Consider the following 12,470-nt stretch of genomic DNA (forward strand, 5'->3'; position numbering starts at 1 on the left):
CGACGCGCTCACACCAGCGCGTTGCGGCGGGTGTAGGCCAGCACCGCGTCGACGTGGCGTTGCAGTTCGCCGCGCACGGTTTCCTCCAGCGGGCATTCGGCCAGCACGTAATAGCCCGAGCGCAGCACGTCGCGCCAGCGCGGCTGGCGCGGCAGCTTGGACAGGCTCAGATAACGCTCCATCGCCCGCGCGCGCAGGCGGCCGTCATCGACGGTGACGCGCCAGATCCGGCTTTTCTCCGCCAGCTCCAACCGGCCCTGGCCGGTGCTGCGCTCCCAGGCCTCGACCACCGCCAGCATCAGTTCGACCAAGGCGCGCCGGAACGAACTGCGCAGCGCCTCGTCGCCCGGGCCGGCCGGCTCCACCTTGAACTCGACCGCCGCCTCCGCGCCGGCTTCGGGCAGCGCATCGACGGCATGTTCGGCGACGCTGCGTCCGGCCGCGCTGTGCTCGGCGCGGCGCAAGCCCAGCACGATCGATCCCTCGCCGTGGCCGCTTTCGCTGAGCTGCGCGTTCAAGCGTTCGCCGCCGAAGGAGAACGCCAGGCGCTGCGGCGCCGAGGATTCTTCCAGGTGCTCCAGCGCCTGAGCGAAGCGGCGCGCATCGTCGCCGTCGAGCAGTTCGCCGAAGCCGCGACCGGCCACCGGCGCCTGCGCGCCGGGCTGCACCAGTTCGCTGGCGGCGCGGTTGGCGGCGAGCACCTGGCCGGCGCCGTCGAGCACCAGCACCGCGTCTTCGCGGCTGTCCAGCGCGGCCTGCAGGCGCGCGCGGTCGACGCCGAGTTCGTCGGCGGCGCGGCGGTAATAGTCGATCTCCTCGTCCAGGCGCGCGCGCCGCGCCGCCTCGGCCACGCGCGCGCGCTGCTGGCGGCGCAGGAAGAACACGGTCAGGCCCAGCAGCGCGGCCAGCGCCGAGACCACGGTCAGCCACAGCGCCAGGCTGCGCACGCGGTTCTGCGCGGCCAGGGCGGCGATGGTGCGGTCGCGTTCGGCGGTGGCGAAGCGCAGTTGCAGCCATTGCGTCTCGCGGTCGTACTGCGCCTCGCGCAGCACCCGCGCGGCCTGCTCGGAGCGGCGCAGCGCGGCCATCGCCTGCGGCCATTCGCCCAGCGCCTCGTGCGCGGCGGCGGCTTCGGCCTGCAGCGCCGGGCGATCGCCGTCGTGCGCCGACAGCGCGCCCAGCGCGGCCTCCACCCGCTGCAACGCGGCGCGCGGCCGGCCGCGCAGACGTTCCACCTGCGCGGCCTGCAACTGCAACGGTGCCGGCGCGATCTCGCCCGCACCCGCGTTCACCGCGGCCAGCCCGCTGCGCGCCCAGCGCTCCGCCGCGTCGAGGTCGCCGCGCGCCTGCGCCGCGCGCGCCAATTCGGCATAAGTGCGTTGCAGGTATTTGCGGTTGTCGGTCTTGAGCAGGGCCTCGCGCGCCTGCAGCAGCAAGGCTTCGCCGCCACGATTGTCGCCGCGGTCGAGCAGCGAGGCGCCCCAGGATTCGAGCGTATGCGCGGCCTCGACCTGATTGCCGGTGGCCAGGTGCGCATCGTGCGCCTGGCGGTAATAGCGCGACGCCTGCGCGGCATCGCCGAGGTCGCGGTAGATCTCGGCCAGATTGTTGAGCGGGCGCGCGGCCTCCGTGGGCACGCCGCGCAGCAGATCCAGACTCGCGGTCTGCGCTTGCAGCGCGCCGCGCACGTCGCCCAATCGCAACAATGCGGCGCCGATGTTGGTCCAGTTCTTGCCCTGAGCGACGCGGTTTTCCGAACGCTCGGCCTCGGCCAGCGCGCGCTTGAACCAGTTCAGCGCCTGCAGCGGGCACTCGCGGCGGAACTCCAGCACGCCGCGGCGGCGCGCCAGTTCCTGCGCGACGGCAGCGGAGGGATGCGCGCCGGCGACGGCTTCGGCGCAGTCCAATATCTGCGTCGCCTCGGCGAACTGGCTCAAGTCCATGTGCGTGCCGGCGCGCTTGTACAACGCCGCCAACGTCGCCTCGGCCCGGTCGCCGCGGCCTGCCGCCGAGTCGAATCCATAACCGCGCAGGCATTGCGCCGGATCGGGCAGCACCGTAGTCGCCGCGACGCAGGCCGGCGGCGCGTGCGTGTCCGCCGCGGCCAGCGCATCGGCGCCGATGCCGAGCGATCCCACCAACACGGCCGCCAGCACCGCGACACGCCTGAGCTTTTCCTCGACCACTGACCGCTCCCTGTGCCCCCTGTCGGCAACTTTGCCGATCCGGGCGGCGGACGGGGCCAGACACGCGGGCTTCCGCGTTCGCGATCACATTCAGCGCGGACTTCAATCGCAATCGCGCGGCACGCGTGTGACCCGCGCGTGCCGCGGAGGTGTCCGTTCAGTTCATCCTCGCGCAAAGCCTGCGCGAGCGCGCCCGGCGCCGCCGGGCCGAATCCCCGGCCCGGCGGCGCCAACGCAATCGCTCAGCGCTGCACGCTCAAGCTGAGGTTGTCGGCGAACCCGTCGCCCTGCGCGTTGCCGTGTTCGAAGCGGATCTCGACCTCGGCCCACTGCGCGTCGGCGGGCACCGCACCGTCGAGCCGGTAGCGTTGCATCGCGCCGCTGCCGCCGGCCGGCGCCAGTTCGAACGCGGCGCCGGCGTACAGCGCCTGCAGCCCCGGCCAGTTGCCGGCGGTGATCGGCGCCGGATAGCCGGCGTCGGCGCGGTCGAGCGCACGGTCGTAACGCAGGTACTGGCCGGGCTTGAACAGATACGACTTGCCGTTGGCGAAGTTCAACGCGCCGGCCCAATGCGCCGGCCATTCGCCGCTGCCCGACCACGTGGATTCGGACAGATACGCCGGGTAGTAGCGCTCGGCGCGGTCCAGATCGAGGTTGTAGCGGATGTATTGATCGCGCTTGAAGAAATACATCTGGCTGCGGCTGAACATCAGCACCGCGTCGAGATCGCGCGCGCCGCCGGCGAATTTCTCCAGGCCCGGCCAGTTCGCGGCGATCGGCAAAGGGTAGCCGGCATCGGCGCTGCGCGTGGCCAGATCGACGCGGATGTACTGATCGCCCTTGAAGAAGAACGCCTTGCCGTTGCCGCCGTCGAAGGCCGCATCGATGTCGCGCGCGCCGCCGGCGAAGCGCTCCAGCCCCGTCCAGTTGCTGGCGATGGGCTGCGGATAGCCGCTGGCGACGCGGTCGGCGGCGATGTCGTAGCGGTAGTACTCGCCGCCGCGGAACACGTGGCCGACGCTGCCGCTGCCGAAGCTGGCCAGGCGGCGCGGGTCGTAGAAGCGCAGGAACACGCGCGCGCGGTGGCCGCTGGAGGCGCCCAGGTCGGCCGACAGCGAGAACGTCGCGGTGCTCAAATCGAGCCCGCGCAGGTCGACACGCTGGCTCAAGGTATTGCTGCGCGCGCTGTCGCGGCCGATGAACAGGTTGGCGCCGCCGCCGGCCGGGCGCGCCGGCAGCCACGGGTATTGCGCGTAGTCCACGACCTGCCCGCCGCGGCCCTTGCGCCAGCCCGGCACGTCGCTGTCGTAGCCGCGGTCGCGGCGGCCGATCGAATACTCGGCATCGCCGTTGGCCAACAGGTTGACGCCGAACGCCGGCGCCGCCTCGCGCGCGGGACGCTGCATCGGCCGGCCGTCGAGCCCGGCGGGCACGGCCAGGCCGAGGTGATTGAGGATGCTCGGCGCGACATCGACCTGGCGCGGCGCCAGCCGCAGCGGTTCCAGGCCGAGCTTGGGCACCGACGCGCCGCTGAAGGCGATCAGAGTCTTGCGGTCTTCCGGCGTGTTGTGGCCGTGGTGCACGGAGCCGCCGTGGTCGGTGCCGACGATGATCAGCCAATCTTCGTTGGCGTAGTTCGGCCGCGCGCGCAGCGCCGCGGTGAGTTTGCCGATCGATGCGTCGACGCCGCGGATGGCCGCGGTGTAGCCGTCGGCGTCGCGGTTGAAATAGCTGCCGGCGTGGCCGGCGCCGTCGGGTTCGTTGAAGTCGAGCAGCAGCACATCGGGGCCGGCCGGCTGCGCCAGCAGTTCCAGCGCCTTGGCCAGCACCTTGGCGTCGCTGCCGGCGTCGTAGACGGTGTCCACGCCGGTCCACGGCAGTTGCGAGGCCAGCGGCGACCACGCCACCGCGACCGCGGTGTTCTTGTTCGGCGCGGCGCGCTCGATCCGGGTCAGCACGTCGGGCCAGTCGGCGTAGTTCTTGCCGCTGAAGCTGTTGTCGTAGACGCCGTGCTTGTCGCGCTCCACGCCGGTGAACAGCGACGACCAGCCGGTGCCGCTGATCGCGGTGTCGGCGGTCAGGCCTTCGCGCGCCAGATAGCCGTCGGCGACCAGCGCGTCCAGGTTCGGCGTGGCGACCGCGCCGTAGACGTCGCCGCGAAAACCGTCGGTGCCGATGAACAGCACCTTCGGCGTCTTCGCCGCGGCCGGCGCGCAGAACGCGAGCGCCAGCGCTAGGCCGGCGCTGAGCGGATGGAGGAAGGATCGGGGCAACGGCATGCGGCGCTCCTGCAGCGGAAGGGAGCGCGCAGGCTAGAGGCCGATTGCGGCGATGGATGTGACCTGAAGCGCGCAGCGGCCACGGCCTGGCGGGCCCGTGTCACGGTTCGGTCATCGCCGCCGCGAGGCGCATGCGTTCGGACTGCATTCGGCCTGCATCGGACGTACGGAACCGCAGCGCCGCGCTCAGGCGTCGTTGCTGACCATCAGCTGCACCCAATCGCCGGCGAACGAGGTCACCCCGAACTGCACCGGCGCGCCCTGCGGATCGACGTTGAGCGAATGCACGCACAGCACCGGCCGGCGCGTGGACTGGCCGAGCACGCGCGCGACCTCGGCGCTGGGCAGGCGCGCCATCACCGCGGTGTGCTTGCGCAGATAGTCGCGCACGCCGAATTCGGCCAGGGTGCGGGTCACCGACAACTGCTGGGCGAACACCTTGTCCAGGCTGGGAAAACGCGCGGCCGGAAACCAGGCTTCGCTGTGATCGACCGTGCGGCCTTCGACTTCGCTGGAATAGACCACGCGGTGCACGCGCTCGCCGGCCAGCAGCCCGAGCGAGCGCGCCACCGCGCGCGGCGGCGACTGGGTGCCGGCTTCGATCAGGCGGTAGCGGCTTTCCACGTTGAGATCGTGCATGGCCTTGCCGAAGCGGGTGCGGCGGCCGATCGGATAGTGATACGGATGCTCTTGCACGAAGCTGCCGCGGCCGGTTTCGGTGCGCAGGAAACCGCGCTCCTCCAGCGCCTCGATCGCCCGCCGCACGGTGTGGCGGTTGACCCCGAAGCGCTTGGCCAGGTCGAACGCGGACGGCAGCTTGTCGCCCTCGCTGAGCGCGCCGCCGCGGATGTCCTTGAGCAAGGCGGTTTCGATCTGCTGCCACAACGGCATCGCGGCGTCGCGCTGGGCGTGGTCCACTGCGGCGGGGGGTGTCATACAACCTCCATCTGCGCTTGGTTCACTAGACAGGTCGCATCGCGCGGCCGAGGCCATGAGAACCCGCCGGCGTTGCACGACGGTGACAACCGCTCGCGCGCCGGCCCGAACCGATGCCTGCTACCGAAATGTCCGCCCCCGAACTTCTGCTCGATAACGCCCGTCTGGTTCTGCCCGACGGCATCGTCCACGGCCATCTGCGCGCCGCCGGCGGCCGCGTGCTCGAGATCGGCGCCGGCCGCCTGCGCTCGCCGGCGGCGCTGGATTGCGACGGCGACTACGTGTTGCCGGGGCTGGTCGAGCTGCATACCGACAATCTGGAAAAACATTTGCTGCCGCGCCCCGGCGCGCACTGGCCCGCGGCAGCGGCGGTGCGCGCGCACGACGCGCAACTGCTCGCCGCCGGCATCACCACCGCGCTCAACGCGATCTCGGTCGGCGAAGAAGAGGCCGAAGAAGCGGTAGAGCCGCACGGCGTGCTCGCCGCTTTGGCGCAGGCGCGCGAGGACGGCGGCCTGCGCATCGACCACGGCGTGCACCTGCGCTGCGAACTGCCCTGCCCCGACCTGCCGCAACGCCTGCAACCGCTGCTGGACACGCCGCAGCTGCGGCTGCTGTCGCTGATGGACCACACGCCCGGCCAGCGCCAGTTCCACGACCTGGAGCGCTACCGCGCCTACGCCGCGCGCCACGGCAACGCGCGCGACGACGCGGCGTTCCAGGCGCAAGTGCGCCGCCTGCAAGACCTGCAACATCGCCACGCCTGCGCGCACCGGCGCGCGGTGCTGACCCTGGCGCGCGAACGCGCGCTGCCGCTGGCCAGCCACGACGATTCCGACTTGAGCCATATCGCCGAAGCGGTCGAGGCCGGCGCGCGCATCGCCGAGTTCCCGGTCAACCTCGCCACCGCTCGTGCCGCACGCGCGGCCGGGCTGAGCGTGCTGGCCGGCGCACCGAACCTGGTCCGCGGCGGTTCGCACAGCGGCAACGTGGCCGCGATCGACCTCGCCCGCGCCGACTCGCTCGACGCGCTGTCGTCGGACTACGTTCCCGCGAGCTTGCTGCTGGCCGCGTTCCAGCTCGGCGACTGCGACAGCATCGGCCTGCCGCGCGCGGTGGCGATGGTCACCCGCACGCCGGCGCGCGCGGTTGGCTACGACGATCGCGGCGAATTGGCGGCCGGGCAGCGTGCGGATCTGTTGCGGGTGCGGCGGGTGCGGGGGTTGCCGCAGTTGGAGGCGGTGTGGGTGGGTGGGGAGCGGCGATACTGAGTGCAATGGCTGGATCGCTTCGGATCCGCTAGCCCGTCATTCCGGCGAAAGCCAGAATCCATTTTGCCGTTGACGTTGACCTTGCTGTTGCTCTTCGCTCCCCCCGCCGCCCCGAACTCGCCACAGGCAATGAGAGACCCGAAGGGCGGCGCACAGGATGTGCGCCGTGCGCCACCCAGGCCATGGATGGCCTGTGTGGCGCATCCCTGCGCCCGCTCCGAACCATAGTGGCTCTTGATTCGAAAACAGGGAAAAGCACTTTCTTTGGTTACTTTCTTTGTTGCTTTGGACAAAGAAAGTGACCCGGCCGCTTGCGGACGGAAGCTGTTGATCTTGCGCGTGTCGTCAGGCGTACCTAACGGACTTAGGCGAAGTTTGTCGTAGGTGCGTTGGCGCGGTCGCGACTTGCGTCGCTCCTACAGGGGTTCCGGCCAGTTTCGTATCCGACTGTAGGAGCGGCGCGAGCCGCGACCACGAAAATGCAACTACGACGAAACCTTCGCAATGGCTGCATTCTCGCGGTCGCGACTTGCGTCGCTCCTACAGGGGGCGTTCCGCGGTGGCTTTCGTCGTTACTCGGATAACGAGTGAGGACAAGCTGCAATCCAAAGCTTCCGTCCGCAAGCGGCCGGGTCACTTTCTTTGTCTTGCCAAAGAAAGTAACCAAAGAAAGGCGCTTTCCTTGTTTTCGAATCAAGAGCCACTAAGGGTCGGAGCGTGCGCAGGGATGCGCCACACAGGCCATCCATGGCCTGGGTGGCGCACGGCGCGCTTCCTGCGCGCCGCCCTTCGGGTCTCCATTTGCTTGTGGCGAGTTCGAGGCGGCGGGGGGAGCCAGTAGCAACAACAACAGCAACAGCAACAGCAACGGCAACGGCAACGGCAACGGCAACGGCAACGGCCAGCAATCGCGATCTCGCCCGATTTTGCAACCGCCAAACCACCTGAATCCGCCCCGCCGTCACGAAGCACTAGACAGGTTCCCCCCGCAGTCCGCACCGCGCGCCCCCGCCTTCATATCGCCTCGTTGTAATGCCGCCCCATCGCCACCGCGGCGCGCACTCCACGAGACCCCATGAACGCCCTCACCCGCACTCCCCTGGCCCTGGCCCTGTTCGCCGCGGCGCTGTCGCCGGCCGGCCATGCCGCCACGCCCGCTGCCGACGCGGCCGCCGGCGCGCCGCTGGAACGCGACGATGCCGTCAGCCTCGACACCCTGTCGGTGATCGGCCACCGCGACACCCGCCAGGTCCAGCATGTGGGTCAGGCCGAACTGCAATCGGTCGCGCCCGGCACCAATCCGGTCAAGGTGCTGGAGAAGCTGCCCGGCGTGCATTTCGTCAGCTCCGATCCGTGGGGCAGCTACGAATGGTCCAACCGCATCGCCATCCGCGGTTTCGCCCAGAATCAACTGGGCTACGCGCTCGACGACATCCCTTTGGGCGACAACAGCTACGCCAACAACAACGGCCTCTCGCCCAACCGCGCGATCCTGCCGGAGAACGTCGCCGAACTCGAACTCGCCCAGGGCGCCGGCGCGCTGCGCATTCCCTCCACCAGCAATCTCGGCGGCGCGCTGCTGCTGCATTCCTCCGACCCGGCCGCCGAATTCGGCGCGCGCGCCGGTCTGGCCTTCGGCGACAACGCCACCCTGCGCAGCTTCGTGCGCGTGGATACGGGCGATCTCGGCGGCTTCAGCGCCTACGTCTCGGGCATGCGCAACCAAGCCGATCGCTGGAAAGGCGCCGGCGCGCAGGAACAGCAGCAGTTCAACGGCAAGGCCGTGTACCAGTGGGACAAGGGACGCCTCGCGCTGTGGCTGTCGTCCTCGCGCCGCAACGAGACCGACGATCCGGATCTCTCGCTCGACCTGATCCGCCGCTGCGGCTCGGGCTGGGACAACTACGCGCCCGACTGGCAGCGCGCGCTCGCCGCCGCCAACGGCCGCTTCAGCGGCTGCGTCAAGACCAAGGACGACGCCTATTACCTCGCCCGCGGCCTGCGCAACGACGATCTGGCCGGCCTGTCGGGCGAGTTCGACCTCAGCGACGCGCTGCGCCTGAACGCCACCGGCTACTACCACCGCAACGAAGGCCAGGGCCACTGGTTCACTCCGTACATCAGCTCGCCGACGATTCCGATGGCGCTGCGCATCACCAGCTACGACATCGAGCGCAGCGGCCTCAACGCGCGCCTGAGCTACACCCTGGGCAGCCACACGCTCGAAGGCGGTTTCTGGTTCGAAGACAGCGTGCACGGCGCCGGCCGCAGCTTCGTCAACATCGACGGCCCGATCGACGACCAGCGCTTCTTCGACTCGAGCGAATTCGCCCAGCGCCTGTTCCGCCAGCGCTTCGACACCCGCACCCGCCAGTGGTACCTGCAGGACACCCTGCGTTTGTTCGATGAGCGCCTGACCGTCAACGCCGGCTTCAAGGGCCAGCACGTGGTCACCGACGGCGCCGTGGTGGTGCCCGGCCGTGCCGGCGGCCGCCTGAGCGCGCGCGACAGCTTCCTGCCGCAGCTCGGCGCGTCGTGGCAGTTGAACGAGCGCAGCGACGTGTTCGCCAATTACGCCGAGAACCAGGCCGCATTCCGCCCCGGCGTCAACGGCGCGTGGTCGCTGACCCAGGCCGCGTTCGACCTCAGCCGCGCCAGCGCCAAGCCCGAGCAATCCAAGACCCTGGAACTGGGCTGGCGCTACGGCGACGAGCATTACCAGCTCTCGACCACCGCCTACGCGGTGAACTTCGACGACCGTCAGCTGGTGATCGTGCCCTGCCCCGGCGTGGTCAGCTGCCCGAACCAGTTCGCCAACGTCGGCAAGGCGCGCACGCTCGGCGGCGAAGTCGCGTTCGTGTGGACGCCGAGCGAACACCTGCGCTGGCTGACCAGTTACGCCTACAACGATTCGCAGTACCGCTCGAACTACGTCACCGGGGGCAAACTGGTGCAAGTGCGCGGCAAGCAGATGGTCGACACGCCCAAGCAGTTGTTCGCCACCGAATTGAGCTACGGCTTGGGCGACGTGGAACTGCGCCTGGGCGGCAAGTACACCGGCAAGCGCTACTACACCTACAGCAACGACGCCGGCACCGACGCGTTCTGGCTGTGGGACGCGGGGGTGAGCTGGCATAAGCGCGATGTCGGCCAGATCAAGTCGCTGCGGGTCGCGCTGAACGTCTACAACCTGCTCGACAAGACCTACATCGCCACGCTCGGCAGCAACGGCTTCCGCGATTACGACCCGCAGGGCACCTTCCAGACCCTGCTGACCGGCGCGCCGCGGCAGTGGTTCGTGTCGGTGGACGCGCAGTTCTGACGACGGCCGGCGCGCTTGCCCGGTCTTGATGCCGGGCGAGCGCGGGGCGAAGGGCAAGTAGCGGAAAGCGAAGATCAAAATGGGTTCCGGCTTTCGCCGGAATGACGGGATGGGGGCAAGCCGCAAGCCCCGGACACCGTCATTCCGGCGAAAGCCGGAACCCATTTTGACTTTGCTTTTCCGCTCCGCCCCACCGCGATCCCCCGGATCGCCTAAAATGCCGCACCGCTCCCAACCCGCCGCCCGCAATGCCCCAGCCGCTTCCCCGCATCGCCGTCCTCGCATCGGGCCGCGGCAGCAACCTGCAGGCCGTGCTCGACGCGATCGCCGCCGGCACCCTCGCCGGCGACGTGGTCGGGGTGTTCTCCGACAAGCCCGGCGCGGCCGCGCTGCAGCGGGTGGCGCCGGCGCTGCGCTGGTCGGCCGCGGCCAAGGGCTACCCCAGCCGCGAGGCCTTCGACGCCGATCTCGCCGACGCCGTCGCCGCCGTGCGTCCGGACTGGGTGCTGTGCGCCGGTTACCTGCGCATCCTGGGCGATGCCTTCGTCGAGCGCTTCCGCGGCCGCACCATCAACATCCATCCCTCGCTGCTGCCCAAGTACCGCGGCCTGCACACCCACGCCCGGGCGATCGAATCCGGCGACGGCGAGCACGGCGCGAGCGTGCATTTCGTCATCCCCGAGCTCGACGCCGGTGCCGTCATCGCACAGGCCGTGGTGCCGGTGAATGCCGGCGATACGCCGGAGTTGCTGGCCGAGCGTGTCCTGGGTGTGGAGCACCCGCTGCTGCTGGCGGTCATGCGCCTGGCCGTCTCCGGCCGCTTGGCTGAACACGGCGCAACCGTCCAGGTCGATGGTCATCCGCTATTTACGCCGCTGCGTTTAGATTTCGCCGGCCGTCTGAGCGATCCCGCCAGCGGCGTCGCGGCCTGAAACCGCGGCCGCGCCCCGCAGGCGCGGCGTCGCCACCCGAACGACCGAACGCACCGCCCCTCCCCTCCGCGCCCCGCGCTCCAGGATCCGCCCGCGTCGTCATGAAGCCCTTCCTGCCCCTGCTGCTGGCCGCGCTGACGGGCGCGGCCGCGCCCACCAGCGCGTTGGCGCTGGAACCGTTCGTAGCCAATTACCAGGTGTTCAACGGCGGCAAGGCGCTCGGCGATGCCACCATGCAGGTCAGGCCCGAAGGCGGGCATTGGCGCATCGACCTGGACATCCGCGCCGAGCACGGCATGATGAGCCTGGCCGGCGCCGCCGCGCAGCAGACCACGGTGTTCGACCTGGTCGGCGATGCCTATCGCCCGCTTAGCCAGACCATGGTGCGCAAGGTGCTGTTCTCCAAGCGCATCATCAACGGCAACTACGACTGGAACCAGCGCGCCGCGCAGTGGAGCGGCGACGTCAAGGAACACCGGCGCAAGCCGATCCCGCTGCAGGACGGCGACATGAGCGGCCTGCTCATCAACCTGGCCGTGGTCCGCGATGCCCAGCCCGGCAAGACGCTGAGTTACCGATTCGTCGATTCCGGCCGCGCCCGCCCGCACCAATATGTGGTGCAACAGGAGCTGGAAGGGGTCAAGATCGACGACATGAGCTTCAACGCGATGCGCGTCAACCGCGTGCAGAGCGGCAACGAGGAAACCTCGATCTGGGTCGTGGACGGCGTGCCCACGCCGGTCCGGATCCTGCAACGCGAAGACGGCCAGGACACCTACGATCTGCGCCTGGTCGAATACAAAGGAGTCAACGAGCAATGACGACCGCCAAGTTTTCGAAGCTTTTCCGCGTGGCCGCACTGGCCGGCGCCCTGGCCGCGTTCAGCGCGCCGGCGCTCGCGGTCAAGCCGTTCAGCGCCGACTATTCGGCCAGCTACATGGGCATGCAAGGCGCCGGCCGCATGACCGTGTCGCAGGCCGACGGCGGCCGCTGGAAGTACGAGCTGTCCATCACCAGCCCGCTCGCCGAGTTGCGCCAGTCCACCACCTTCGACGAGGCCAGCGGCAAGCTGCGCCCGCTCAGCGGCAGCGATTCGAGCAAGGTGCTGACCAAGAAGAAGAACATCGACGCCAGCTACGACTGGACCCGCGGCGTGGCCACCTGGACCGGCGACGTCAAGGGCGATCGCGCCGGCCCGATCAAGCTGCAAAGCGGCGACCTCGACGGCCTGCTGATCAACCTGGCGATCGTGCGCGACGCCACCGCCGGCAAGCCGATGAGCTACCGCATGGTAGAGGACGGCCGGGTCAAGGAACTGAGCTACAGCGTGGTCGGCAAGGAAACCATCAGCGTCGGCGGCAAGTCGCAGCAGGCGACCAAGGTGTCGAGCAAGAACGGCGACAAGGAAACCATCGCCTGGGTGGTCGCGGACGTGCCGGTGCCGGTGCGCATCCTGCAGCGCGAGAACGGCAGCGACGCGATCGACCTGCGGGTGCAGGCGGTGCGCTGAGGCGCTTTGTTCGCCGCAACAACGAAAAAGCCCC

8 protein-coding genes are annotated in these 12,470 nt (G+C 69.7%); 5 read left to right on the forward strand and 3 right to left on the reverse strand.

Features of this window, described 5'->3' with window-relative positions; genetic code table 11:
• Positions 1-8: 8 nt before the first annotated feature.
• From BLU84_RS06220 to phnF, 3 genes are all read right to left on the reverse strand, one after another.
• Entirely contained in the window at positions 9-2,186 is a 2,178-nt protein-coding gene (locus tag BLU84_RS06220; protein WP_074864093.1) for a tetratricopeptide repeat protein, read from the reverse strand.
• Between the two features lie 242 nt (positions 2,187-2,428).
• The gene (locus tag BLU84_RS06225) at positions 2,429-4,465 is read right to left on the reverse strand and encodes a hemopexin repeat-containing protein (protein WP_074864095.1); all 2,037 of its coding nucleotides are present in this window, start codon (positions 4,463-4,465) and stop codon (positions 2,429-2,431) included.
• A 186-nt stretch (positions 4,466-4,651) separates the two neighbouring features.
• Positions 4,652-5,401: a phosphonate metabolism transcriptional regulator PhnF gene (phnF, locus tag BLU84_RS06230; RefSeq protein WP_170849101.1), complete on the reverse strand. Its 750-nt coding sequence runs from the start codon at positions 5,399-5,401 to the stop codon at positions 4,652-4,654.
• A 128-nt stretch (positions 5,402-5,529) separates the two neighbouring features.
• Between phnF and BLU84_RS06235 the strand changes: the two genes are divergently transcribed.
• The 5 genes from BLU84_RS06235 to BLU84_RS06255 all read left to right on the forward strand — a co-directional run bounded on the left by BLU84_RS06235 (position 5,530) and on the right by BLU84_RS06255 (position 12,436).
• The gene (locus BLU84_RS06235) at positions 5,530-6,672 is read left to right on the forward strand and encodes an alpha-D-ribose 1-methylphosphonate 5-triphosphate diphosphatase (protein ID WP_074864097.1); all 1,143 of its coding nucleotides are present in this window, start codon (positions 5,530-5,532) and stop codon (positions 6,670-6,672) included.
• A gap of 1,075 nt (positions 6,673-7,747) precedes the next feature.
• A complete protein-coding gene (locus BLU84_RS06240; RefSeq protein ID WP_074864099.1) occupies positions 7,748-9,994 on the forward strand; it encodes a TonB-dependent receptor in 2,247 nt (748 codons plus the stop codon).
• A 248-nt stretch (positions 9,995-10,242) separates the two neighbouring features.
• Positions 10,243-10,926, forward strand: coding sequence for a phosphoribosylglycinamide formyltransferase (gene purN, locus BLU84_RS06245; protein WP_074864101.1), 684 nt, complete (start codon positions 10,243-10,245; stop codon positions 10,924-10,926).
• Between the two features lie 101 nt (positions 10,927-11,027).
• The gene (locus BLU84_RS06250) at positions 11,028-11,747 is read left to right on the forward strand and encodes a DUF3108 domain-containing protein (RefSeq protein WP_083382365.1); all 720 of its coding nucleotides are present in this window, start codon (positions 11,028-11,030) and stop codon (positions 11,745-11,747) included.
• Positions 11,744-12,436: a DUF3108 domain-containing protein gene (locus BLU84_RS06255; protein WP_074864105.1), complete on the forward strand. Its 693-nt coding sequence runs from the start codon at positions 11,744-11,746 to the stop codon at positions 12,434-12,436. The genes BLU84_RS06250 and BLU84_RS06255 overlap by 4 nt, the downstream gene beginning before the upstream one ends.
• The last annotated feature ends 34 nt before the right edge of the window (positions 12,437-12,470 follow it).

Origin of the sequence: Lysobacter enzymogenes, assembly GCF_900106525.1 — a bacterium.
Lineage (GTDB): Bacteria > Pseudomonadota > Gammaproteobacteria > Xanthomonadales > Xanthomonadaceae > Lysobacter > Lysobacter enzymogenes.